General features: G+C 55.6%; 23 protein-coding genes and 1 riboswitch. Of the genes, 8 read left to right on the top strand and 15 right to left on the bottom strand.

The window, feature by feature from the left end; translation table 11 throughout:
- Positions 1 to 27: 27 nt before the first annotated feature.
- The 6 genes from KI367_RS20895 to leuC form a co-directional block, all read right to left on the bottom strand.
- A complete protein-coding gene (locus KI367_RS20895; RefSeq protein ID WP_212952063.1) occupies positions 28 to 705 on the bottom strand; it encodes a GerMN domain-containing protein in 678 nt (225 codons plus the stop codon).
- A 30-nt stretch (positions 706 to 735) separates the two neighbouring features.
- Positions 736 to 2,151, bottom strand: coding sequence for an N-acetylmuramoyl-L-alanine amidase family protein (locus tag KI367_RS20890; protein WP_212952062.1), 1,416 nt, complete (start codon positions 2,149 to 2,151; stop codon positions 736 to 738).
- Between the two features lie 276 nt (positions 2,152 to 2,427).
- Positions 2,428 to 3,114 carry a GerMN domain-containing protein gene (locus KI367_RS20885; RefSeq protein WP_036715553.1) on the bottom strand — a complete coding sequence of 229 codons (687 nt, stop codon included), beginning with the start codon at positions 3,112 to 3,114 and terminating at the stop codon, positions 2,428 to 2,430.
- A gap of 35 nt (positions 3,115 to 3,149) precedes the next feature.
- The gene (locus KI367_RS20880) at positions 3,150 to 4,682 is read right to left on the bottom strand and encodes an N-acetylmuramoyl-L-alanine amidase family protein (protein WP_212952061.1); all 1,533 of its coding nucleotides are present in this window, start codon (positions 4,680 to 4,682) and stop codon (positions 3,150 to 3,152) included.
- A 351-nt stretch (positions 4,683 to 5,033) separates the two neighbouring features.
- On the bottom strand, positions 5,034 to 5,636 hold the full coding sequence (gene leuD, locus KI367_RS20875) for a 3-isopropylmalate dehydratase small subunit (protein WP_036715016.1): 603 nt from the start codon (positions 5,634 to 5,636) through the stop codon (positions 5,034 to 5,036).
- Positions 5,637 to 5,650: 14 nt separating this feature from the next.
- Positions 5,651 to 7,072 carry a 3-isopropylmalate dehydratase large subunit gene (leuC, locus tag KI367_RS20870; protein WP_036715017.1) on the bottom strand — a complete coding sequence of 474 codons (1,422 nt, stop codon included), beginning with the start codon at positions 7,070 to 7,072 and terminating at the stop codon, positions 5,651 to 5,653.
- 194 nt (positions 7,073 to 7,266) lie between these two features.
- Here leuC and KI367_RS20865 point away from each other — a divergent pair, with 194 nt between their 5' ends.
- Entirely contained in the window at positions 7,267 to 8,181 is a 915-nt protein-coding gene (locus KI367_RS20865; protein ID WP_212952071.1) for a LysR family transcriptional regulator, read from the top strand.
- 49 nt (positions 8,182 to 8,230) lie between these two features.
- Here the strand turns inward: KI367_RS20865 and KI367_RS20860 are convergent, their stop codons facing one another.
- Positions 8,231 to 9,082: a carbon-nitrogen family hydrolase gene (locus KI367_RS20860; RefSeq protein ID WP_212952060.1), complete on the bottom strand. Its 852-nt coding sequence runs from the start codon at positions 9,080 to 9,082 to the stop codon at positions 8,231 to 8,233.
- A gap of 193 nt (positions 9,083 to 9,275) precedes the next feature.
- Between KI367_RS20860 and KI367_RS20855 the strand changes: the two genes are divergently transcribed.
- The 7 genes from KI367_RS20855 to KI367_RS20825 all read left to right on the top strand — a co-directional run bounded on the left by KI367_RS20855 (position 9,276) and on the right by KI367_RS20825 (position 16,804).
- Complete coding sequence (locus KI367_RS20855; protein ID WP_212952059.1) at positions 9,276 to 10,484, top strand: pyridoxal phosphate-dependent aminotransferase; 1,209 nt, start codon at positions 9,276 to 9,278, stop codon at positions 10,482 to 10,484.
- Positions 10,485 to 10,872: 388 nt separating this feature from the next.
- Positions 10,873 to 11,976 carry a glutamate 5-kinase gene (gene proB, locus KI367_RS20850; protein WP_212952070.1) on the top strand — a complete coding sequence of 368 codons (1,104 nt, stop codon included), beginning with the start codon at positions 10,873 to 10,875 and terminating at the stop codon, positions 11,974 to 11,976.
- A gap of 88 nt (positions 11,977 to 12,064) precedes the next feature.
- Positions 12,065 to 13,312, top strand: coding sequence for a glutamate-5-semialdehyde dehydrogenase (locus tag KI367_RS20845; protein ID WP_212952058.1), 1,248 nt, complete (start codon positions 12,065 to 12,067; stop codon positions 13,310 to 13,312).
- A gap of 56 nt (positions 13,313 to 13,368) precedes the next feature.
- A complete protein-coding gene (gene proC, locus KI367_RS20840) occupies positions 13,369 to 14,229 on the top strand; it encodes a pyrroline-5-carboxylate reductase (protein WP_036715018.1) in 861 nt (286 codons plus the stop codon).
- A complete protein-coding gene (locus KI367_RS20835) occupies positions 14,226 to 15,449 on the top strand; it encodes a 2,3-diketo-5-methylthiopentyl-1-phosphate enolase (protein ID WP_212952057.1) in 1,224 nt (407 codons plus the stop codon). The genes proC and KI367_RS20835 overlap by 4 nt, the downstream gene beginning before the upstream one ends.
- On the top strand, positions 15,446 to 16,123 hold the full coding sequence (locus KI367_RS20830; RefSeq protein WP_212952056.1) for a 2-hydroxy-3-keto-5-methylthiopentenyl-1-phosphate phosphatase: 678 nt from the start codon (positions 15,446 to 15,448) through the stop codon (positions 16,121 to 16,123). Before KI367_RS20835 ends, KI367_RS20830 begins: the two co-directional genes overlap by 4 nt.
- A gap of 3 nt (positions 16,124 to 16,126) precedes the next feature.
- Entirely contained in the window at positions 16,127 to 16,804 is a 678-nt protein-coding gene (locus tag KI367_RS20825) for a methylthioribulose 1-phosphate dehydratase (RefSeq protein WP_212952055.1), read from the top strand.
- Positions 16,805 to 17,229: 425 nt separating this feature from the next.
- On the opposite strand, the gene KI367_RS20820 is transcribed toward KI367_RS20825, so the two are convergent.
- The 8 genes from KI367_RS20820 to KI367_RS20785 form a co-directional block, all read right to left on the bottom strand.
- The gene (locus KI367_RS20820) at positions 17,230 to 17,841 is read right to left on the bottom strand and encodes a histidine phosphatase family protein (protein ID WP_212952054.1); all 612 of its coding nucleotides are present in this window, start codon (positions 17,839 to 17,841) and stop codon (positions 17,230 to 17,232) included.
- 140 nt (positions 17,842 to 17,981) lie between these two features.
- Positions 17,982 to 18,887: a phosphotransferase family protein gene (locus KI367_RS20815; RefSeq protein WP_036715020.1), complete on the bottom strand. Its 906-nt coding sequence runs from the start codon at positions 18,885 to 18,887 to the stop codon at positions 17,982 to 17,984.
- Between the two features lie 4 nt (positions 18,888 to 18,891).
- Positions 18,892 to 19,530, bottom strand: coding sequence for a cyclodeaminase/cyclohydrolase family protein (locus KI367_RS20810; protein ID WP_036715022.1), 639 nt, complete (start codon positions 19,528 to 19,530; stop codon positions 18,892 to 18,894).
- A gap of 3 nt (positions 19,531 to 19,533) precedes the next feature.
- On the bottom strand, positions 19,534 to 20,388 hold the full coding sequence (locus tag KI367_RS20805; protein ID WP_212952053.1) for a bifunctional 5,10-methylenetetrahydrofolate dehydrogenase/5,10-methenyltetrahydrofolate cyclohydrolase: 855 nt from the start codon (positions 20,386 to 20,388) through the stop codon (positions 19,534 to 19,536).
- A 63-nt stretch (positions 20,389 to 20,451) separates the two neighbouring features.
- A riboswitch (ZMP/ZTP riboswitch) is annotated at positions 20,452 to 20,532 on the bottom strand.
- Between the two features lie 39 nt (positions 20,533 to 20,571).
- Positions 20,572 to 21,162, bottom strand: a complete 591-nt coding sequence (locus KI367_RS20800; RefSeq protein WP_212952052.1) for a GNAT family N-acetyltransferase — start codon at positions 21,160 to 21,162, stop codon at positions 20,572 to 20,574.
- 49 nt (positions 21,163 to 21,211) lie between these two features.
- Positions 21,212 to 22,126: an AraC family transcriptional regulator gene (locus KI367_RS20795; RefSeq protein WP_246537153.1), complete on the bottom strand. Its 915-nt coding sequence runs from the start codon at positions 22,124 to 22,126 to the stop codon at positions 21,212 to 21,214.
- A gap of 119 nt (positions 22,127 to 22,245) precedes the next feature.
- Positions 22,246 to 22,491, bottom strand: coding sequence for a hypothetical protein (locus KI367_RS20790; protein WP_156124735.1), 246 nt, complete (start codon positions 22,489 to 22,491; stop codon positions 22,246 to 22,248).
- Between the two features lie 175 nt (positions 22,492 to 22,666).
- On the bottom strand, positions 22,667 to 23,071 hold the full coding sequence (locus KI367_RS20785; protein WP_212952051.1) for an RDD family protein: 405 nt from the start codon (positions 23,069 to 23,071) through the stop codon (positions 22,667 to 22,669).
- Positions 23,072 to 23,088 lie beyond the last annotated feature (17 nt).

Below are 23,088 nucleotides of genomic sequence, written 5' to 3'. Positions count from 1 at the left end.
CAATCTCCTGCTTTTATCCGAATATTTTCAATGTCTTGTCAACGGATGTTCCAAATCGACGTGGCCCATCAGGCTCTCCACCTTGGCTCCGTCCACCAAAAGCTCCACGGACTTGACTTCGTCAAACTGGAACATGGTTTTGGTGAGCGCATCCAGGGCGAATTGTTCGCCGCCGGCTCCGAGCCTAGCTTCATCCGGCATATGAACGTCCATGGTGATTTGCCCGTCTTTAAAGTCAAGCTTTTTCAGTTCGATTTCCCCCCAAAGCGGAATCAGGTCGGCGTTGCCGCTCGACTGCAGCGCTTTGTAAGCTGCCGCGTATTTGTCGGCTTCGTCCTTATAGCTGATTTCCTTCCGGGATTTTTTCAGATCGAGCTCTTCCGGGTCCGTGTAATACACGTCGATCGTTTCTTTTTTGGCCGTCGACTCCGGCGGCTTTTGCGATGAAACCTCTTTGCCCGGAGAAACGTTCCCCTGGGACGGTTCTTTGCCCGCGTCGCTTCCGCTTCCGTTTCCGTTTTCTTCGGTCTTCGGTTCGCTGACGCTCTCGCCGCCGCTTCCCGTCGTTTGCTGCTGCTGTTCGCCCGAAACGGTCTCCTGTTGTTGTTGTCCGCTTTCCGGTGCGGATGTCGGCTTTTGGCCGCAGCCGGCCGAGGCGACCATCACCAAAGCCAAAATGCCTGCACACCAAATTTTTCTGCTCATTCTGTACCGCCTCCTAAAAAGGGACATTCATTATTGAACACCCAAATATTCTTTGATTCCATCTGCAATTCCTTGGGCAACACGCTGCTGGAAGCTTTCCGAAAAGAGGGCGGCTTCGTCGTTTTTGTTGCTCAAATATCCTACTTCAAGCAAAACGGCCGGCATTTTCGTTTCGCGGATGACATGGAAATTGCCGTAACGCACGCCGCGGTCCTTCAAGCCGGTAGCTTGTACCAAATGCTTGTGCATCACGTTCGCAAGCGTTTTGCTGGCTTCCCGCTGGTAGTAGGTCTCGCTGCCGGTTGCCGCCGAGGAACCCGCGCTGTTCGCGTGGATCGATACGAACACGTCCGCTTTCAAGTCGTTGGCGATTTTCGCCCGTTCTTTCAGTTCAAGGAACGTATCGTCGCTCCGGGTCAAGACCACTTCGAAGTTCGAATCCTGCTCCAAAATTTTGCCGACCTTCAAGGCCATCGCCAAATTAAAGTCCTTCTCCTTTTTGCCTGTCACGCCCGTCGTTCCCGGGTCATGGTCGCCGTGTCCGGCATCGATGACGACGATCTTTTTCCCGCTTGTGCCGGGTTTGGACGGCGTGCCGCTGTCTGATGTGTTCAAATCGACGATGTATAAACCGTTGTCGTTCGTCAGCTTATAATTTTTGGAATAATTCAGATCGATAACGATCCGAACGGTTGAAGGATTGCTGTTATATAACGAATATCTGACCTTTGAAACATCCGGATAACCGTTGACGTCCAGGGAGCCCGTTTTGTTCTGGTCCAGGGACGCGCTGCTGAACGTGTCCGAAAATCCCGTATTTTCGAGATCGACGACGATGCGGTCCGGTCCGCTCATTTTAAAGTCGTTCACTTTCGCTTTCCCGGTAACGGCGATCATCAGCCGGTTGTCGCTGAAGCTGATGCCGTCAACCTGCGCGGCGGCTCCGCTGCCGGCATCCGGATTCGTTCCGTTCCCGGCGCCGGTTCCCGCATCGCCGTTTCCGCTCCCGAAATTCGGGGTATATAAGTTTACGATCTTTTTCTGATTGTCCCAATATACCGTGAGACCCATTTCTTCGCTGACGAAGCGGATCGGCACGATTACCGTGTCCGTGCGCAAAATGGGGGCGATATTCATGGACGTTTTTTTGCCGTCCACTTCGGCCGTTTTTTGGCCGACGACCAGCTTCATGACTTTGGAATCTTTTTGTATGGTTACCGTGCGCGTCTTTTTTTCCCATGCGACGTCAAACCCCAGATTCTCTCCGACGACACGTAATGGAATCATAACATTGCCATTTACATTTTCCACTTTTGCATTTCCCGACAGACTCAGTTCTTTGTCGTCCAGAACAATTTTGGCACTTCCCGCCGCAGCCTGTCCATTGTGAGGAAACGCCAAAATGAAGACAAAGAGGAGCACTGCCATAAAACCAAATTTTTTCATCCTTCACCCTTCCATTCTTAAATTTTTGTCGTTAGCTCTGACGTTTCGGCTTTGGCTATCCTTCGACATCACCAGACATAAGTTAGACGTCGGAAGCTGCGAAAAGTTGCGAATATATTCCTCTTTATGCAAAACTTTAACTATGGCTTAAGGTAGACAAATCGATGCTTTTGTGCCTCTTCCGCAGAACTCTTTAAGCATAAACAAAAAGACCGCCGGTATGGGCCTGGGCCCGAACAGACGGTCTTCGTTTCGTGTCGTGTTTGCGTTTGCGGATTAGTTCCCGTTTCGCTTGATCGGATGGTCCAGATCCATATGCCCCATCAGGCTTTCGAGCTTTTGCCCGTCCACGAGCAGCTCGATCGATTCCACCTCTTTGAATTGGAACATGGTTTTGGTCAGCGCATCCAGGGCAAACTGTTCGCCGCCGGCGCCAAGGCGGGCTTCATCCGGCATATGAACATCAAGCGTTACCATGCCTTCCTTGAACTCCAGCGATTTCAGCTCCATTTTGCCCCACAGCGGGATCAAATCGGCGTCCCCGCTTTCCTGCAGCGCCTTAAAAGCCGCTTTGTATTTATCGTTTTCCTGGCCGAACTTGATTTCCTTTTCGCTTTTTTTCAGTTCAAGCTCCTGCGGGTCCGTATAATAGACTTCGATCGTCTGCTTCTGAACGGACGGTTCCTCCGGCTTTTGCGGCTGCTTGTCCGGCTTGTCCGACTCGTCCGGCTTATCGGTCTGGTTCGGCGCCGTTTCCTTCCCTTCCTGTCCGTCCCCTGTCTGTTCAGGTTCGGTCGAATCGGTTAGATCGGTTGGATCGGGCTGGGCCGCGTTGACGGACGTATCGCCGGGCTGCTGCGTGGTTTCCTGCGCGGCAGGCGCTGCCGCCGGTTTTTGGCCGCAGCCTGCTCCCGCCACCATGACAAGGGCCAAAAGCGCCGCGCTTAATAGCTTTTTATTCACTTAACTGCCTCCTTCTTCCTTGCAAAACGTCTTTATTACTGAATGCCGAGATATTCCTTGATTCCGTCCACAATAGCCTGGGCGATGGCATTTTGCACGCTTTCGCTGAACAACGCCGCCTCGTCTTTCGGATTGGAGATGAACCCCGATTCAATCAATACGGCCGGCATCTTCGTTTCCCGGATGACATGAAAATTCCCGTACTTATAGCCTCGATCCTTCAGGCCGGTGGCTTTGCTCACATAATTATGGATCACTCGGGCCAATTCCTTGCTTGCATCCCGTTGGTAGTATGTTTCAGTGCCGTTGGCCGCTGTCGATTTATCGCCAGTACTATTGGCGTGTATGGAAACGAATACGTCCGCATTCAAATCGTTGGCGATCTTCGCTCTTTCCGCAAGCTTCAGGTAGGTATCGTCGCTGCGGGTCAGCACATAATCGATGCCGGGTTCGTTGGCCAGCAGCTGCCCTACTTTCAAGGCGACGGCCAGGTTGAAATCCTTTTCTTTGGTTTTCGAATATCCCGTTGTGCCCGGATCCTGGTCCCCGTGGCCCGCGTCGATGACGACGACCTTTTTGCCGTTGCCGCCGACCGGAGGCGTTACAGGGGGTTCGGCGCTGCCCGTTTTGTTCAAGTCTACGATCAGCAATCCCGAATCCGGCCCTTCATTTTCGTTGTATACCGCATAATCCTTCGCGTAATTCAAAACAATGACGATCCTCACCGTAGCAGGATTGCTGCTGAACTGGGAGTAACGGATCTTCGACACGTCCGGATAACCGCTCACTTCGAGTTCACTCTGGTTGCCCACGCCGGCAGCTTGTCCGCCCAGAAAATCCGGCGAAAAGGAAGTGTTCGGCAGATCGACGACGACCCGGTCGGGCCCGGACATCGTGAATACTTTCGGCGTCACCGCTCCGCCTTGCGTAGAGACCATCAGGCGATTTTCGCTGAAGCTGATACCGTTGATGAGCGCCTGGCCGGCGGCCGGCGTCGTCGTAACAGGACCCGTTCCCTCATCCTGCCCGTCCGAAGGATTTCCCGTGGAATCCGGCCGGGTTACCGGCGGAGGCACAGGCACGTCTCCCGCGCCCGCCCCGGTTCCGTTATCCTTGGCAGGCGGCGCTTCGGCCGTCGTCAGGTACACCGCCTTGTCGGCGTTATCCCAGCTCACGCGGAGTCCCATTTGTTCGCTCACGAAACGGACGGGTACGCTTACGATGTTTTTGTCCAGCAGCGGCGGGGTGTCCAGCTTAACCTTTTTCCCGTTTACCGTGGCGTTTTTTTGGTTCACGGCCAGTTCCATCGACGTTTTGTCTTTGCTGATCAGAACCTTCTTCGATTTTTGCTCCCATTTCACGTCAAAGCCGAGATTCTCCCCGATCACGCGAAAGGGAACCATGATGCTTCCGTTCACGTTCGTTACTTTGGCGTCTTTGGACACGTTCAGCTCGCTGCCGTCCAAAAAGATGTGGACGCGCGCTTCGCTGGCCGACGCCTGGTTCTGAAGCGGAACCAACAGGATCAATAACGACAACAAAAACAGTAAAAATCCGATTTTCTTCATTGTACACCTCTGCCAATCTGATTTTTTTGCCGGTAAACAGGCAATATGAAACAAATCTATCTAAAAATGTTCATAATCTTCGCTATGCAGGCAATATTCGCCATCCACCCATCTTTTTCCTGCCGAACTTTCATTTTTTGCCTGTTTATTTTCCGTCGTTGCAAAATCCGCCATATAAACAGCCTAATCGACCGTGCGTAGGATCATGGCGGGGTTTCGGGCTTTTTGCGTTTTCCATGACGACATGTTTCGCGCAAGCCGCAAAAAAAGGCTCCTATTTCCTGAGGGAAAATAGGAGCCTTTGCAGGCCGAGCTGATAGACGGCCCAAATCGGATAAACTTCGCCGCTGCTTAAGCGAACAGGCGCGAAGCATGCTTTTGCTCATAAGCGGCGATTTCGTCCTCATGCTGCAGCGTCAAACCGATGTCGTCCAGGCCTTGGAGCAGGAACTGGCGGCGATGCTCATCCAGATCGAAGCCGATGTGCAGGCCTTGGTTGTCGGTGATCGTTTTGTTTTCCAAATCGACGTTCAGCTCATAACCTTCATTGGCCGCGGTGCGCTGGAACAGTTCCTCCACCTGCTCTTCGGAAAGCTTGATCGGCAAAATTCCGTTTTTGAAGCAGTTGTTATAGAAAATGTCCGCAAACGACGGCGCGATGATGCATTTGAAGCCGTAGTCCAGGATCGCCCAAGGCGCATGCTCGCGGGAAGAGCCGCAGCCGAAATTGGCTCTGGAAATCAGGATCGAAGCGCCCTTGTAGCGCGGCTGGTTCAACGAAAAATCGGCGATGTCGTTTCCTTGCTCGTCGAATCTCCATTCATAGAACAGGAATTGTCCGAAGCCGGTCCGTTCGATCCGTTTCAAAAATTGTTTGGGGATGATTGCGTCCGTATCCACGTTTACCCGGTCTACCGGGGCAACAAGTCCGGTCAATTTAGTAAAAGCTTCCATGTTCGTTGTCCTCCTTAGCTAACCACTTCAGTTTTGAATTTCCAGTCGCGAACGTCGGTGAACCGCCCTTTGATCGCTGCTGCCGCAGCCATTGCAGGGGAAACCAGATGCGTACGTCCGCCGCGTCCTTGACGTCCTTCGAAGTTCCGGTTGGAGGTCGATGCGCAGCGCTGCCCAGGCTGCAATACGTCCGGGTTCATCGCAAGGCACATGCTGCATCCGGCATCGCGCCATTCAAAGCCCGCTTCGATAAAGATTTTGTCGAGGCCTTCCTTCTCGGCTTGCAGCTTCACGCGTCCGGAGCCCGGCACGACGATGGCCGTTACCCGGTCGGAAACTTTGTAGCCTTTGGCCACTTCGGCGGCGGCGCGAAGGTCTTCGATACGCCCGTTCGTGCAGGAGCCGATGAACACGTAGTCGATTTCGATGTCCGTCATTGGCGTACCCGGAACGAGTCCCATATATTCGATCGCTTTTTCAGCGGCTTTCCGCTCGTTTTCGGTCGGCAGCTCCGCAGGCACCGGCACTTTTGCCGTGATGTCCGTTCCCATGCCCGGGCTGGTACCCCAAGTCACTTGCGGGATCAAGGTTTCAACGTCGAACTCCACGACCTTGTCGTACGTCGCCCCTTCGTCGGTGACAAGCTGCTTCCATTCTTCCACTCTCTTTTCGAATTCTTCGCCCGCAGGCACGTACTGGCGGCCGCGCAGATATTCGAACGTCGTTTCGTCCGGCGCGATCATGCCGGCGCGCGCTCCGCCCTCGATGGACATGTTGCACACGGTCATGCGCTCTTCCATCGTCAGCTCGCGAATGGCTTCGCCCGTATATTCGATGACGTAGCCCGTCGCAAAGTCCGTTCCGTATTTGGCGATGACGCCGAGGATCATGTCTTTAGCCGTAATGCCCGGTTTGCGTTTGCCGACGAAGCGGACCTCCATCGTTTTGGCTTTGGCCTGCTGCAGGCACTGCGTTGCGAGCACGTGCTCGACCTCGCTCGTTCCGATTCCGAAGGCCAGGGCGCCGAAAGCGCCGTGCGTGGAGGTATGGCTGTCGCCGCAAACGATCGTTTTGCCCGGATGCGTCAGTCCGAGCTCGGGACCCATGACGTGGACGACCCCTTGGTCGATCGTTTCGAGATCGTACAGCGTCACGCCGAAATCGCGGCAGTTTTGGGTCAGCGTATCGATCTGCTGCTTCGAAATCGGGTCTTTGATGTTGAAACGGTCTTTCGTCGGCACGTTGTGGTCCATCGTGGCGAAGGTCAGCTCCGGACGGCGGACCTTGCGGCCGCTGAGGCGAAGTCCTTCGAACGCCTGCGGGGAAGTCACTTCATGGACGAGATGCAAATCGATGTAGAGGATGCTTGGCTTGCCTTCTTCCTGATGAATCACGTGGTTATCCCAGATTTTTTCAAACATTGTTCTTTTACTCATCTTTTTCACCTCATCGTGGTTATAACGTCCTTGGTTAAGTCTGCCGCCGGGTCAGCGGCGCGACTTGAATGAAATAAATATAGCATTGGTTTCTTCATAGTTCCAAGATATAATATCTATAAACGTAATAGGAAATAACTATTAGAAGGACATCCGTATTTCGAATGATTCAAAAGACGATGGGACCGGTGAACATGGAACTGAGACAACTTCAATACGCATTGCAGATCGCGGCGGAGCGCAATTTTTCGCGGGCGGCCGAAAAGCTGCACATCGCCCAGCCTTCCCTCAGCCAGCAGCTGTCCAAGCTGGAAAAGGAACTCGGCGTGCTGCTTTTTCAGCGGAACACAAGCACGGTCGAGCTGACGCATGCAGGAGCTTCATTTATGGAACAGGCGCAAAAGATCATGGACGCGGTGGAGCTGCTTCGCCAGGAAATGTCGGACATTTCGCAGCTGCGGGGCGGCAAGGTGGTCGTGGGCAGCATGCCGATTACAGGCGCGCATTTGCTGCCCCATGTCCTTCCTTCGTTCAAGCGAAAGTATCCCGAAATCGAAATCACGCTTCTCGAGGATTCATCCATGAATCTCGAGAAACTTACCGCCGGCGGCAAAACCGACCTGAGCCTGCTTGCGCTGCCGCTTCTGGAGCCTTCCCTTGCTTACGAGGTCATCGGAGAGGAGGACATCGACCTTGCGGTGCCTGAGGGGCATCCTCTGGCGGAAAGGACGAATCACGGCAAACCGCTCCCCGTGCGCATCGAGGAATTAAGCGAGGAATCGTTTATCGTGCTGAAAAAAGGCCAGGGTTTCCGCAAAATCACCTTCGACCTGTGCCAGCAAGCCGGGTTCGAGCCGAAGGTGGTGTTCGAAAGCAGCAACATGGAAACGATCCAGTCGCTGGTCGCGACCGGGATGGGCATCACGCTGGTGCCAAGGTTCATTTCCCGATCGTCGAGAAGCGAATTCGTTCCGGTGTACCTTCCGCTCGCGGAGCCCGTCCCCAGCCGGACGCTGGTGATCGCCTACCGGCGCGGACGTTATCTGTCCAAAGCGGCAGAAGCATTTATCGAGACATTCCGGGAAACGATGCGGGAATTGGTCAAATAAAAAGGAACGGGCCTGATGAAACGTTTCAAAAGGCTCGTTCCTTTTTTATTTATTGCGGCTGCGAACCTTGGTCGATGTCCGCCCCCCGTTTTCTATCCGCGTACAACTCTGGCCGCCGATCCGCGAATACAGGAATCCGTCCCCGTACCTCGTCCACCAGCTCCGGCGAAACGCAGCCCGTGACGATCTCCTCCGTCTCGCCGCCTTCGGCGACGATTTCGCCCCATGGATCGATGATCATCGAATGGCCGAAAAAGTCGGTGCCCCGGCTGCTGCCCACCCGGTTGCAGGCGACGACGTACATTTGGTTTTCGATCGCCCGCGCCGCCAAAAGCGTACGCCAGTGGCGAAGGCGGGGATGCGGCCATTCCGCCGGCACGATCAGCATTTTGGCGCCGTCAAGCGCCAGGCTCCGGGCCAGCTCCGGAAAACGGATGTCATAGCAGATCGATGCGCCGGCCGTCAGGCCTTCAAGCTCCAGCTTCACGAGCGCGCTTCCGGCGGTCAAATGTTTCTCCTCGTCCATCAGGCGGAACAGGTGCAGCTTCGAATATGCCCCGATCTGCCGTCCGGTCCGGTCAAATGCGTACATCGTGTTGTAAATGCGGTCTTCGATCTTGACGGCTGCGGACCCCCCGACGATCATGACCCCGTGTCTCCTTGCAAAAGACGACAGCCATTCCCTCGTGTCCTCCCCGCCCGGATCGGCGATCTCCTGTATTTGCTCCAGCGCGTACCCGGTATTCCACATCTCCGGCAGCACCAGCAGGTCCGGCTTCGGATCGCCTTGAACCGCCTTTTCCATCAAGTCCCCCAAGTGAGCCTTATTGGCCTGCGGGCGGCCGATTTCGATGTCGGCTTGGATGAGCGCCACGGCCAATGTTTTTCCTCTCTGTGTCATGTTTCTCCTCCTTGCCCTCCGCGTTAGGATTAGGGCGGGAGAGCTTCCCCGCCTGCGTTGTCTTCCATCATAAATGCAGCGGAGCGATTCATCAAGGGCAGGTGCAGGATGGCTATTCCCTCTATACAGCTCGGATAAATCATGTTAGATTAAATCTATTCTATTCGATGCTGGAAACCGGAGTGATCATACGATGAAATCGACAGACCCCGCGCAATATCGATCGGCTTTTCATATCCAACCGGCGGACGTGATGACGCAGCTGCCGACGCAATTTTTCGCCACGCTCGTGCAAAAGGTGAACCGCGAAATTTCCGCGGGCCATGACGTCATTAACTTGGGACAGGGCAACCCGGACACGCCGACCCCGCCCCATGTCGTCCAAGCGCTGCAGGAAGCGGCGGCAAACCCTGTATATCATAAATACTCTCCCTTTACGGGATACGGCTTTTTAAAAGAAGCGATCGCCAGACGCTATTTCGAGGATTACGGCGTCTCGCTCGATCCCGAAACAGAAGTCGCCATTTTGTTCGGCGGCAAAACCGGCCTGGTGCAGCTCCCGCAAATCCTGCTTAATCCGGGGGACCTCTGCCTGGTTCCCGATCCCGGCTATCCGGATTACTGGTCCGGGGTCGCCCTTGCGAAGGCCGAAATGTCCTTCATGCCGCTCCGAAAAGACCATGCCTTCCTGCCGGACTACGCCGGCATCACCGAGTCCGTCCGTCGCCGGGCCAAGCTGATGTTCCTGAATTATCCGAACAATCCGACTTCCGCCACGGCGCCGTTGTCGTTTTACGAGGATACGGTCAAATTCGCCGCGGAAAACGGCATCGTCGTCGCCAGCGACTTCGCGTACGGCGCCATCGGCTTCGACGGCCGGCGGCCGGTCAGTTTCCTTCAGGCGCCCGGCGCCAAAGAGGTCGGCATCGAGTTTTACACCCTTTCCAAAACGTACAATATGGCCGGCTGGCGCGTCGGCTTTGCCCTCGGCAACCGCGAAGTCGTCTCGATGATCAACCAACTTCAGGACCATATCTACGTCAGCCTTTTCGGCGGCATCCAGGCAGCGGCGGCCGAAGCGTTGACGGCTTCCCAGGAATGCGTCCGCGAGCTGGTGCAGCGTTACGAATCCCGCAGGGATGCTTTCTTCGCAGGGCTCGCCGAAATCGGCTGGGAAGCCGAGAAACCAAGCGGCTCCTTCTTCAGTTGGCTGCCGGTGCCTCAAGGGCATACGTCGGCTTCGTTTGCCGACCTTCTGCTCGAGCGAGCCAAGGTTGCCGTCGCGCCCGGCATCGGCTTCGGCGGTCACGGCGAGGGCTACGTGCGCGTCGGACTGCTCACATCCGAGGACAGGCTGCGGGAAGCCGCCCGGCGCATCGGCGGGCTGGGCCTGTTCGCATAAATCTTTATTTTGCAAACCTGCCATTTCCGTGGTATTCTAAGTGGAAATAACGGGTTTTCCATACCAATGAAACGTGACGACGGGACCAGTAAGAGGAACCATCCGCGCAAACAGAGAGTAAATTCCAGCGGCTGAAAGAATTTACCCGGGTGCCCTCCGAAACCTACCCCTGAACGGCCCGCATCCCCTGCGGGACAGTGCCTTCTGTTACAGGGCTTAAAGCCGGATGATTTATGTCATCAATAAAGGTGGTACCGCGGAAGCTCAGACTTTCGTCCTTTGCAATCAAGGACGAAAGTCTTTTTTGCATTCTCCATCGCCTTCGCGACTTTACGTTGGTATGTTTCCGGCGCCTGATGCGAAATTAATGAAATGGAAGTGATGAATGATGTCGACGCGCGTCGTCGTCAAAATAGGAAGCAGCTCGCTGACGTCCGCCGAAGGCGGACTCAACCGGGATGCCGTCGCGTTTTTTGCGAACGAAATTGCAGCTTTGAAAAAGGAAGGCGCCGAAGTGCTGCTGGTGACCTCCGGGGCGGTGGCCGCCGGGTTTCGGGCCATCGGCTATCAATTCCGCCCCAAACTCCTGCACGAAAAGCAAGCCGCAGCCGCGGTCGGACAGGCGCTGCTGATGCAGGCGTACCAGCAGGCATTTGCCGCCCATGGCATTACGACGGCGCAAATCCTGCTCACGCGTACCGACTTCGGCAACCGGAAGCGGATGAACAATGCCGGCATGACGATCGAGGAACTGCTCAAGCAAGGATCGATCCCGATCATCAACGAAAACGACACCGTTTCGGTGGATGAGCTGAAGTTCGGCGACAACGACACGTTATCGGCTCTCGTAGCCAATTTGGTCAAAGCCCAAAACCTTCTCATCCTCACCGATATGGACGGCTTGTATACCGGCGATCCGCGCAAACATCCGAATGCGGTCCGGTTCGATCATATCGAGGAAATTACCGAAGAGATCTACGCCATCGCCGGAGGAGCCGGTTCTTCCGTCGGAACGGGCGGAATGCGCTCCAAAGTGGACGCGGCCAAAATCGCCATGCGCGGCGGCGTTCCCGTCTTCGTCGGCAAGGTGGATTCCCGCGGGGATTTGCGGCAGGCGGTGGCGGGAAACGGCAAAGGAACGTATTTCGATACGACCCTCCACTCGCTGCCGGTGAAAAAACAATGGCTCGGGTTCATGTCGACCCCGCTCGGCACCCTCCGGGTCGATCCCGGGGCCGAGCAGGCGCTCGTGAGCGGCGGCCACAGCCTGCTGCCGGTGGGCATCAAGGTCGTCGAGGGGCATTTTCAGGCGGGGGACGTCGTGGAAGTGCTCAGCCTCGAAGGCACCGTGCTCGGACGGGGCATCGTCAATTACGACGACGAACAGCTGCGGCGCATCCAAGGGATGAGCAGCGCCGAAGTCATTCAAACGCTGGATATGGTCCATCGTCTCGAAGTGATCCACAGGGACGAATGGATCACGTTAAAATAGCCGTATCCTTTCGGCATCATGAATCGCGGCCGACAAGTGTCATAGCCGGTTTTGCGTATTCCATTACTTTAAATAAGGAGGATGTTTCATGAGTGAAGTCAAATTAAAAGCCGGAAAAGCGCGTGCCGCCGCTGCGGCATTAAACCGGATGACCACGCAGCAGAAAAACGAGGCCCTTCAATTGATGGCGGACGCCCTTCGCCGGCGCCGGGAAGACATCATCGCCGCCAACCGGGAAGACCTGGAACGCGGCCAAGCCCAGGGCATCTCCACTTCCCTGCTCGACCGGTTGGCGCTCAATCCGCAGCGGATCGAAGCGATTGCCGAAGGCCTGGAGCAAATCATATCGCTTCCCGATCCCATCGGCGACGTGCTGGACGATTTCGAACGCCCGAACGGGCTTAAAATTTCCAAGCTCCGCGTCCCTCTCGGGGTTATCGGCATTATTTACGAAGCGCGCCCGAACGTGACCGTCGACGCCGCCGGCCTGTGCCTGAAAGCGGGCAATACGGTCGTTCTTCGCGGAGGTTCGTCGGCTTTGTCGTCCAACCGCAAAATCGTGGAGGTGCTTCACGAAGCTCTGGACGCTTCGGCGCTGCCCGCGGATGCCATCCAATTGATCGAAAGCGCGGACCGTTCCTCGGTCGACGAGATGCTAAAGCTGAATGGGCTGCTTGACGTCATCATTCCGCGCGGCGGGCAGGCGCTGATCCGCAATGTCGTGGAAAACGCCACCGTTCCGGTCATTGAGACCGGGGCAGGCATCTGCCATACTTATATCGATGAAACGGCCGACGGCGCCATGGCCGAAGCCATCGCCATCAATGCCAAGGTCCAGCGCCCTTCCGTCTGCAATTCGATGGAGACGCTGCTGGTCAACAGCCGCTTTGCTGCCGATCGGCTGGCCCCTCTCGCGGAGGCGCTGCGGCAAGCGGGCGTGGAAATCCGCGGCTGCGAACGAACGCTGAAGCTGGTGCCGTGGGCCGTGCCCGCAACGGAACAGGATTTTGCCACCGAATATAATGACTATATTTTGAACATTAAAACGGTGGATACGCTCGATGAGGCGATGGACCACATTTCCCGTTACGGCACCAAGCATTCCGAATGCATCGTGACGGAAAACGAAGACCATGCCCGCCGGTTTTTGCAGGAGGTTGACGCGGCGGCGGTTTACCACAACGCGTCCACCCGCTTTACGGACGGCTTCGAATTCGGCTTCGGCGCGGAAATCGGCATCAGCACGCAAAAGCTGCATGCCCGCGGTCCGATGGGACTTCCTGCGCTGACTTCAACGAAATACGTCATTCACGGCAGCGGCCAAATTCGCGGCTAATCCCGCGGCTTTGGTCCGGCTGCCCATTCGATACACCGCAGGGAGGATGATATAACATGAGTCAACAGCAAGCGATGATCGCGGAACCTATTACCTTTTACGGCGCCGGATCGATGGCCGAAGCCATCGTCCGGGGACTGATCCACAAATCGGTGGTGCAGGCGGCCGACATTACGATGCTTAACCGCAGCAATTCCCGCCGGCTGGATGAGCTTCAGCAGAAATACGGCGTGAATGTCAGCAACGATGCGGAGGCGTTGCCCCGGATATTGCAACATGCGCCGGTTATCGTCCTTGCGATGAAACCGAAGGACGCGGCGGAGGCGCTGAAGAAGCTGGGGCCGCTGCTCTCCGACGACACGCTGATCGTATCGGTCATCGCGGGTCTTACGATCCGCACCATGCAGGATTTGCTAGGCCGCAAACAGCCGGTGGCCCGCACGATGCCGAATACGTCCAGCTCCATCGGCCTCGGGTCGACGGGCATCGCCTACTCCAAGGAAATCACCGACAAGCAGCGCCAAACCGTCATGACGTTGTTCGGCGCGGTCGGCACCGTCACGATCGTCGAAGAAGAAAAGCTCGAAATTCTGACCGGAATTTCAGGCAGCGGACCGGCCTACATCTATTACATGATGGAAGCGATGATGGCCGCCGGCATCCGCGGAGGGCTTACGCCCCAGCAATGCCGCGAACTGACGGTGCAGACCGTGCTTGGCGCCGCCCGCATGGTACAGGTGACCGGCGAAGAACCGGCGGCATTGAGAGCAAAGGTCACCTCGCCGAACGGCTCGACGCAAGCCGCGCTGGAAGTCCTCGACAAAGGCGACTTCTTCGAAACGGTCATCGCTGCGGTCGCCCGCTGCGCGGAACGTTCAAGGGAAATGGGAGCTGCATTGAAGGAGGGAATTTCATGAGTTATTGCACGGCCACATACCGCTTGTACGACGACAAAGCGGATTTTCGCAAAAAAGCCGAGTCCATCGCCGTCGGCATGACCGTCGGCAGTTGGACGGAGCTTCCGCAAGCCAAACGCGAGTCGATGCAAAAACATCTCGGCCAGGTGCTGAACGTCGAAGTCCATGAACCGGAAGGCACAAAGCCGGGTGAACGTTACGCCGACGTAACGATCGCCTATCCGGACGTCAACTTCAGCAAAGACATTCCGGCGCTGCTCGTCACCGTTTTCGGCAAAATCTCCATGGACGGGCGGATCAAGCTGAACCGTCTCGGGTTTTCGGACGAATATCTCTCGGCCTTCTCCGGTCCGAAGTTCGGCATCGGGGGCATTCGCGATTTGCTGGGCGTTCACGACCGCCCGCTGCTCATGAGCATTTTCAAGTCCGTCATCGGGCTCGACATGAACGAGCTCCGCGACCAATTCGTCAAGCAGGCCCTCGGCGGCGTCGACCTGATCAAGGACGACGAAATCCTGTTCGAAAACGAACTGACGCCGATCGAAAAACGCGTCGAGGTCTGCCTGAAAGCCGCAGAGGAAGCCAGCCGCGCGACGGGCAAAAAACTGCTGTACGCCGCCAATTTGACGGGCCATACGTCGAACCTGAAATCCCAGGCGCTTAAAGCGATCAACGCCGGCGCCAACGCTCTCCTTTTCAACGTGCTGTCGTATGGATACGACGTCCTGCATGAGCTGAGTTCCGATCCGGAAATTACCGTGCCGATTGCCGCACATCCGGCCATGGCCGGCGCTTTTTATCCTTCTCCCCACTACGGCATTTCCGCCTCGGTGCTGCTCGGGCAATTGATGCGCCTCGCCGGCGCGGACCTGGTCCTGTTCCCTTCGCCTTACGGGTCGGTGACGATGCCGCGCGATGAAAACATGGCGATCCGCGACGAACTGCTGACGGACGCGCTGCCGGTCAAAGCGAGCATGCCGGTGCCTTCCGCGGGCATCCATCCGGGACTCGTCCCGCTCATTTTGCGCGACTTCGGCCAGGACGTCGTGGTCAATGCCGGCGGCGGCATTCACGGGCATCCGATGGGGACCGAAGCCGGCGGACGCGCTTTCGTGCAGGCGATCGAAGCCGCGCAGCGTTCCGTTCGCCTGGCCGATTACGCGGAAGACGGCCATCCCGAGCTGAAGGCAGCCCTTGAAGCTTGGGGGGGAGAACGATGAAATCAGGCAAAAAAACCGTCATTTTTTGCGATTTCGACGGGACGATTACCCTTTCGGACAACATCGTCGCCATCATGAAAGAGTTCAAGCCCGAAGGTTATGAGGCGATCATGCAGCGGACCGTCAACCAAGAAATTTCGCTGCGCGAAGGCGTCGGCGCCATGTTTGCCCTCCTCCCTTCCGGCAAAAAGGAAGAAATCGTGGATTTCGTCGTGCGCCGCGCCGGCATTCGCGAAGGATTTCGCGAGTTTCTCGGCTACGCGAAGCAGGAAGGCATCGATTTTTACGTCACCAGCGGCGGCATGGATTTTTTCATCGACCCGCTGCTGGCGCCGTTTGATATCCCAAGCGGCCATATTTTCTGCAACAGCGCGGATTTTAGCGGGGACCATATCGAAATATTGTGGCCTCATCCATGCCAGGAGCCGTGCCGGAACGGCTGCGGCATGTGCAAGACGACGGTCATGCGCCGTTTTCCGGAGGACCGGTACGAACGGATTCTGATCGGGGACAGCCTGACGGATTTCGAAGGGGCCAAAATCGCCGATTTGGTCTATTCCCGCTCCATCCTGACCGACAAGTGCGCCGAGCTCGGCGTCAAGCACGTACCATTCCAAGACTTTTTCGATATCATGAACGATATGAAGCAGAAACGACAACAGGGGGTGCGGTAATTTATGACGTTTGCGAACATCAGCCTGGAGCATAAACAGCAAGCGCTGGACGAGCTTCGGCAAATCAAGCAGCAGTTCGCGGCCAAAAACTGGTTTCCGGGAACCAGCGGCAATCTGTCCGTCCGCGTCGGCGAATTCGATCCGGAGCAGTTTTATTTTGCGATCACCGCCAGCGGCAAAGACAAGTCCGTAAGCACGCCGGAGGATTTCCTGTTCGTGGACAAAAGCGGCCGGGCCGTCGAAACGACCAGCCTGAAGCCCAGCGCGGAAACGCAGATCCACTGCGATATTTACCGCCTGACCGGCTGCGGCGCCGTGTTTCACGTCCACACGGTTTTCAACAACCTGATCAGCGAATGGTTCGGCGATCAAGGCGCGGTGCCGGCCCAAGGCATCGAATTGATCAAAGCGTTTAACATTTGGGAGGAAAATGCGGCGATTTCCATTCCGGTGCTGCCCAACTTCGCCCATATCCCGTCGATCGCCGAACGCGTCGAAGACGTGCTGAATCCGAACGTGCCGGGCATTCTGCTGCGCAACCACGGCATCTACGCCTGGGGGCAAAACGCGTTTGAAGCGAAAAAACATCTGGAAGCGTTTGAATTCATTTTCGAATATTTGTACCGCAACATCCTGCTGAAAAACAGCGCGCCTCAGGTCATCGCCGACGGCCGCCGTTGACAGCGAAATGAAGAAAACCGTCCCGCCTCGTCAACTGTGGCCCGAAAGACGGACACTTTGAACAAAAGTGCCCTTGCCCCGGCCGTTATTCATCGGTTCATCCGTCGGGACGGTTTTTTTTCTATGAAACCGCGAAGTCCATTCCCAGCGCCATCATCGCTATTCCGGATTTCCTTGCATGTGAGCATCGGTCAGCGGCCCCTTGTCTCCGGCAGCGGTCAATTCCTTGACCCGGCGGTTCGGTTCGTCCCCTTTTTATGTCCGTATTTAAAAGCCTCTATCAGCAGGCGGTTTGCCCGTTGAACGCTTTCTGACAGCCACGGCGGCGTTTTCGGATAAACGCTCTGCGCGAATTCCGCCATTTTTCCTGTTCAAAAACAAAAACACCGGCGGATTGCCGGTTGTTCAATAACGCCGATTTCAAGTTAGCGGACTGATTTCAAATGATCGACGGATGCAAAGTCCTCAATGGCATAAGTCCCGCGTTCATATATAAGCGTCGTGACGGAGCATTCGGGAATCAACTCGCTTTGGACGGCAACGAAATTCGGATGCCAAACCTCCAAAGCTTCTTCGGAAAAGGCATGCACCAAAAAGTCGGTGATCAACCCTCCATGCGTGACCAATACAATATGACTTTCAGCGGAGTGCTCCGCGGCCAGTTCCGATAATAAGGAGTTTAACCGCTCCCCCGCTTGCTTGGCCGAATCCCCGACGGGCGGCAAATATTCCGGATCACGCGTACACCGCTCCAACATGGCGACAAACGCTTCAAAGCTTTGTCCGGGCAAATCCCCCCAATTCGCGCGCTCCCTCAAACGGCTGTCCACGCGGACGGCCGATGCCGTCGCTTGGGCAATGCATCCGGCGGTCTCTTGCGCCCTTCGAAGGGGGCTGGAATAGACGGCTGAGATAGGCAAATGGCAAAAACGGCCGGCCGTCGCTTGAGCTTGCAGCACGCCCTTAGGGGTGAGCGGAACGTCTCCGACGGCTTTTTCTTTTATGGCGTGCCGTACAAGAAAAAAAGTTGTGCTCATTTACGCACCGCCTGTCGCTTTCATTCCATGCGCAAATCATGCGCCTTAACGAATAGTATGTGAAACATGCCGCTTTTTTGACATTATCAAACACGAAGTTTCGATGTCCTTGCTAATCCGTTTGCGTCAATGCATTTCTTTCAGCCCAAAATCCTTGCCAAAGCTTGTTCGGCAAACAGGCGGTGCCTTTCGCGCATTTGCCTCTCGGCGTCGGGTGCAAGCCCCCAATCGGATAACGCCGAGGCGGGTTTCAGCGCAGCGAATAAATCCCACGCGGGAAGCCCCGCATAATCGAGATGAGGATTGCGGGTTTGATACCGCTCCGTAAACTTCTCCATCGCTCGGATACCGGAGGCCCATAATAGTTCGAGCCTGGCATTTGCCAGATCGAACAGCGGATCGCCCAGCGCCGCATCCTCCCAATCGATGACCGCCGCGATGCTTCCATCCTTCCAAATGACGTTTCCCGGCCAAAAGTCCCCGTGCAGTAACGCTTCGTTATTCGTATGCTTCAAGGGCCAGACCGACTCCAGTTTGTCTCGGATCCTGCCTTCCCACAACGAATCATCCAATTGACCGGGCCTGTTCTTAAGTTTGGCGGAACACCGATCCCCCTGTTTCGGGAGAAAACGGAGCGCGTACCGTTCCCATGGTAACCGATGGATATCCGACAACCGATCCGCCAATTGCTGCTCGGCATCAGGAATCTGATCCAGCGACAGGATCGCTTCGCCTTCCACGAATTCCGTGACGATCAGCGGTGCATCGCCGAACGAACTGAGCACGGCATGCGGCTTCGGAACAGGCAGCCCCGCCGCAGTCAGTTGCTGAAGAAGCTTGTATTCTTCCCGCGCGATATGGGGATTTCGACTGCGGTCCGCTTCGCCGTGCCGACGCGCAAGCAGCTTCCGAACGACGCCTTCGGGCAGTTCGATTTCCAGCTTCGTTACTTGGGCGGAAACGCCGCCTTGAAGCTTTTGTGCCCGCAGCAGCTTTGCTTCCGGTTCGATATGACGAATGAGCTGCTCCCATGGCTCAATTTTCATAGGTCTATGCCAACCTCTCCCTGATTTGTCCCAATACTTGATCTTTTATGCCCGCCGAACGGGAAGAAAGCTCCGCCCCCGTGTCCTGGAACGTGGCCCGCACGCCGGCATCCTTGATGCTGCCAAGGTTTATCTCGACCGTGATCCACGCCGATTGAACCGCAGCGTCCAGCATCAGCAACGCGATGCCAAGATCCGAAATGACGTTTTTATTCGCTTGTTCGGTTACCGACGCCAGCGCCGACATGACTTCCAGGCAGCGTTTCATGAGATGCAGGGGCACGGAAGCCGCCTGCACCGCCGCTTGCTGCAAAGCGATGGAGCGCTGCCGCTTTTCCTCCTCCGATGCTTTGGGGAGCCCAAGCGCGGCCATGTAACCGTTAAAGGATTCGATGTCCTTTTTCAAAAAGGTTTCGGCTTCGGTCATCGCGTCCTGCATCAGCTTCACGATTTCCGCCATTTGTTCCCGCACCTGCTCAAACTTCGGTCCGCTCGTAATGTTCGCCACCATGGAGCCCATGGACGCCCCCAGGGCCGCAGCCAATGCCGCAACGCTTCCCCCGCCCGGCGTCGGCGCACTGGAAGCGGCCGAATGCAAAAATTCGCGGATCGGCTGATCAAAAACGTGATTTTGTCCGTTCATGCGCTACACCTCTTTCGATGGCTGCTGCAGCCGGATGGCATGCAACAAATTTTCGAACAACAGAACGGTCGTTAACGTCCCCACTCCGCCCGGTACAGGCGTTACCGCTTTGGCCGCTTCCACCGCTTCGGGAACCGCGTCTCCCACGATGCCGCTCGGCGTTTCGGAAATGCCGGCATCGATCACGACCAGCTCGGGATGCAGCATATCGGCCGTAATCAGTCCGGCGCAGCCGGTGGCGGTCATCAAAATATCCGCGCCCGCGATATGTTTGGCGAGATTTTGCGTGTAATAATGGCAAACGGTGACGGTCGCGTTTTCGCGGAGCAGCATCTGCATCAAAGGCCTTCCGACGGTTTCCCCGTGCCCGACCAGCACCACGTTTTTCCCTTGCAGCGAAAACCCGAAATGTTTCACGATCCGAATGCATGCCTGCGGCGTTGCCGGATAAATGCCGGTTGCCCCCGTCATGCAGGCCAGCTTGTTCGCCGATGAAATGCCGTCGACGTCTTTTTCCGGTCGAATGGCGTCGCAGCAGGTTTGCAGGCGGATATGTTTGGGGAGCGGCAGCTCCAGCATGATGCCGTGCACGGCCGGATCTTGGTTCAATTTTTCGATTTCGTCCAGCAGGCGCTGCTCGGTCACCTCCGGCGTAAACGAAATCAGGTCGAACGCGATGCCCAGCTGTTGGGCTTTTTTCTCTTTTGCTTTCGCGTAATATGCCGATGCCGGATCGCCTTCTACCAAAATGACAGACAGCCGGGGGTGAATCCCTTTTGCCTTAAAGCGGTTCACCTCTTCGATGATCGATTCCGACACCTCGCTCGCCAGCGGTTTCGTTTTTAGCAGCATGCTCATTTCTGTCGCCTCCGATTTTGGTTTCAAACAAAAAAAAGCATTCGGAAAGGAATCCCCTCCAAATACTTTCGCCCAGGCGTACGGCTGTTATGATCCATGTGCTCCCTCGTGGTTCCCCACGTTACGCCAGTCACACACGGCTTGAAGTTATCTCTAGTATAGCACAAAATCGGCGTTGATACGTCATATTTTTGCCCATCCGGGTTCTTTCGCGGCGTCTTCCTTCAATTTGCCGTAAATTTCAAGGTCGACGACCCCTTTTCCGGACCATAACGTCGCTTGTCTCAGCAATCCTTCTTTTCGGAACCCGTTTTTGGCAAGCACCCTTTTGGAAGCTTCGTTCGGCGGCATCACTTCGGCCTGGATCCGGTTGACGAGGGCCACCTCGAACAAAAACCGGGTGAGCGTTTGCAGCGCTTCCGTCGCAATGCCTTTTCCATAATGCCGTTCCGCCAGAAAATAACCCACGGAAAGCGAATTGACCTTCTGGTTCCAATCGAACGCTTCGATGATGCCGAGCAGCTTGCCGGGGTCCTCCACCGCAAAAATGCCCCATTTGATCCGGCTTTTTTTGAGGAAATCCCGTTCGAAATGTCCGATCATGGATTTGACCGTGTTTTTGTTATGCTTCGGAATGATGCCGCAGTATGTAAAAACGTTGTCATTGTCATAGATTTCGAACAGTTCCTCCAAATGCTCCTCTCCGATTTTGCCTAACACGAGCCTGTCTGACGCGATCACGGGAAACCGGCCGAATGCCGCCTCGAAATTCATTTTCATTCCTCCAAGCTGCAGGCGTTCTGCCTTGCAATGTCTTTAAATTTTATTTTTTGATCGGCACGTACAAGTCCACCCTGCATTTTCCCTCCGGATCCCGCGCAGGATCGTTCAGGCAAAATTCCAGGCATGGCCGGTCGTCGGCTTCATAGCCGCTGTTCGGCAGCCAAAGGCCGAATACGTTTTGATACGCCAGCACGAATTTATCGATGGTGTCGTAAAAAGGGTAAACCGCATACGTACCCCCGGACAGCGACTTATACTGCACCTGCGGGTCCGCGGGATCCGGCGTCCAATCTTCGGGCAACGTGACGCAAGCGTCATACCGGCAGGCGTATTCGTCCACCAGCCCGGCGTCATCCAGCGAAATGCCGATAAAATGCTGGCTTGGCGGGGTTATCCCCCGTTCGTAGGCCCAACGGCCAAGTTTGTCCCATGCGGCGCCCGTGTCGAGATAGCTTCCCACATGGCGGACATATGCGACGTTAAGGGGGGGTAATTCTTTTATGGCGATCATCCGATCCCACGTCCTTCCTAGCAATGATCTCTTACGGTTTTCATTGTAGGCCGTTCCGGACGCGGTCTCCTCCGGCATATTGCTTGCCCATTGCGAAATATTGCTGTATTGGGTTCGTGCTTTGCGCATCTCGTTGGGCGTTGTTCCGTAGTGCTTTTTGAACAGCGCGTGATATGCCGACAGCGACTCGAACCCGCATTCGCCCGCGATCGCCAAAACCGTCATATTCGTTTCCCCCAGCAGCCGCACCGACTTCTCAAGCCTTTTCCGGTTCAAAAACGCCACCGGCGTTACGCCCGTCATGGCCGTAAAAATGCGGGAGAAATGGTATTTTGAAAAATTCGCGGCACGGGCCAGATCTTCCAGCGTCAATTTTTGGCTGCCGTTTTCTTCGATATATCGGATCACCGAATCGATCCTGTGCCTGTACTCCCCGTTCATCATGCTCGGATCTCCCGCCTTTTTCAGGAATCTGTTACCAAAATTATACACGATGGCAAGTCCTTCGGAGTACCGAATCTTCGGGGTAGGAACGCATTGGGGGCATTTTTTTCAGAAAAAAATCAGGAGCCAACCTTGAACAGCCGCCGTTTTTTGCCGACATCGTCGGTATATTCAACGTGCTCCGCCCCGCCGGATGCCGAAAAACGAAACACAAGCTGCTCATGAATCATTTCGGTCAGAGACGTCGCTTGGGCCGAATCCCGGCTTACGGGAATGAGCCTGAAAGTATATTCCACGCCGTACATTTTAGGGACGGTAAGATAAAGTCCTTTGTTTCTAAAGGAAACGTCCAGTGTGATCATCATGTCGCGGGCCGCATATTTGCCCGCCACAGATTCTTGATCGGCACATAGGACGGGCTCGGCCGGCCGCGGCAAAGCTACGTCACCGCCGAAAACCACGGGCGTAAAAAAACAGCCGATGGAAATCGGCTGCCTTGGATATGCCGTTATAACTTATCGCTCAATCAAAATTGTCGGTCTACGAAAAATCATCATGCACGACTTCCGTCCCGGCAATAAAATCGTGAATCGATCGTTTATCTTCCCGCAGCCCAACCATGAACGCGCTAATGATCGTGCCGATCCCAAACGTCAGGCCGTAGATGATGCCTGCAACGACATGGCGCAGCAGCATGGTTCCGATCCCGGGCGGGGAATGGTCCTGCACTTTTCTAATTTTGATCCCGCAAATCCGCTTACCGACGGTATATCCGCCCCAAAAAACAGGCACCAGCAATGAATACAAAAAGGACAATATATTGGTCACATATTCTTCATAGGGTCTTCCGCCGGTAATCAGCAAAGAAAGGATGACCAAAGGCAATCCGACGATGAGGGCATCCAGCAACATCGCTCCGAGCCTAACCCAAAATCCCGCTTGCATACTTAGCTCGCTCCTTA

The sequence above is a fragment of the Paenibacillus cookii genome (assembly GCF_018333375.1).
In the GTDB taxonomy this organism is placed as follows: domain Bacteria; phylum Bacillota; class Bacilli; order Paenibacillales; family Paenibacillaceae; genus Paenibacillus_AQ; species Paenibacillus_AQ cookii.
This window is presented reverse-complemented; position numbering and strand designations above follow the sequence as displayed.

What these genes read in the sequence shown, in the direction of transcription:
- KI367_RS20895 (WP_212952063.1), bottom strand. Translation starts at nt 705, where the DNA reads ATGAGCAGAAAAATTTGGTGTGCAGGCATTTTGGCTTTGGTGATGGTC.
- KI367_RS20890 (WP_212952062.1), bottom strand. Translation starts at nt 2,151, where the DNA reads ATGAAAAAATTTGGTTTTATGGCAGTGCTCCTCTTTGTCTTCATTTTG.
- KI367_RS20880 (WP_212952061.1), bottom strand. Translation starts at nt 4,682, where the DNA reads ATGAAGAAAATCGGATTTTTACTGTTTTTGTTGTCGTTATTGATCCTG.
- leuD (WP_036715016.1), bottom strand. Translation starts at nt 5,636, where the DNA reads ATGGAAGCTTTTACTAAATTGACCGGACTTGTTGCCCCGGTAGACCGG.
- leuC (WP_036715017.1), bottom strand. Translation starts at nt 7,072, where the DNA reads ATGAGTAAAAGAACAATGTTTGAAAAAATCTGGGATAACCACGTGATT.
- KI367_RS20865 (WP_212952071.1), top strand. Translation starts at nt 7,267, where the DNA reads ATGGAACTGAGACAACTTCAATACGCATTGCAGATCGCGGCGGAGCGC.
- KI367_RS20860 (WP_212952060.1), bottom strand. Translation starts at nt 9,082, where the DNA reads ATGACACAGAGAGGAAAAACATTGGCCGTGGCGCTCATCCAAGCCGAC.
- KI367_RS20855 (WP_212952059.1), top strand. Translation starts at nt 9,276, where the DNA reads ATGAAATCGACAGACCCCGCGCAATATCGATCGGCTTTTCATATCCAA.
- proB (WP_212952070.1), top strand. Translation starts at nt 10,873, where the DNA reads ATGTCGACGCGCGTCGTCGTCAAAATAGGAAGCAGCTCGCTGACGTCC.
- KI367_RS20845 (WP_212952058.1), top strand. Translation starts at nt 12,065, where the DNA reads ATGAGTGAAGTCAAATTAAAAGCCGGAAAAGCGCGTGCCGCCGCTGCG.
- proC (WP_036715018.1), top strand. Translation starts at nt 13,369, where the DNA reads ATGAGTCAACAGCAAGCGATGATCGCGGAACCTATTACCTTTTACGGC.
- KI367_RS20835 (WP_212952057.1), top strand. Translation starts at nt 14,226, where the DNA reads ATGAGTTATTGCACGGCCACATACCGCTTGTACGACGACAAAGCGGAT.
- KI367_RS20830 (WP_212952056.1), top strand. Translation starts at nt 15,446, where the DNA reads ATGAAATCAGGCAAAAAAACCGTCATTTTTTGCGATTTCGACGGGACG.
- KI367_RS20825 (WP_212952055.1), top strand. Translation starts at nt 16,127, where the DNA reads ATGACGTTTGCGAACATCAGCCTGGAGCATAAACAGCAAGCGCTGGAC.
- KI367_RS20820 (WP_212952054.1), bottom strand. Translation starts at nt 17,841, where the DNA reads ATGAGCACAACTTTTTTTCTTGTACGGCACGCCATAAAAGAAAAAGCC.
- KI367_RS20815 (WP_036715020.1), bottom strand. Translation starts at nt 18,887, where the DNA reads ATGAAAATTGAGCCATGGGAGCAGCTCATTCGTCATATCGAACCGGAA.
- KI367_RS20810 (WP_036715022.1), bottom strand. Translation starts at nt 19,530, where the DNA reads ATGAACGGACAAAATCACGTTTTTGATCAGCCGATCCGCGAATTTTTG.
- KI367_RS20805 (WP_212952053.1), bottom strand. Translation starts at nt 20,388, where the DNA reads ATGAGCATGCTGCTAAAAACGAAACCGCTGGCGAGCGAGGTGTCGGAA.
- KI367_RS20800 (WP_212952052.1), bottom strand. Translation starts at nt 21,162, where the DNA reads ATGAATTTCGAGGCGGCATTCGGCCGGTTTCCCGTGATCGCGTCAGAC.
- KI367_RS20795 (WP_246537153.1), bottom strand. Translation starts at nt 22,126, where the DNA reads ATGATGAACGGGGAGTACAGGCACAGGATCGATTCGGTGATCCGATAT.
- KI367_RS20790 (WP_156124735.1), bottom strand. Translation starts at nt 22,491, where the DNA reads ATGATGATCACACTGGACGTTTCCTTTAGAAACAAAGGACTTTATCTT.
- KI367_RS20785 (WP_212952051.1), bottom strand. Translation starts at nt 23,071, where the DNA reads ATGCAAGCGGGATTTTGGGTTAGGCTCGGAGCGATGTTGCTGGATGCC.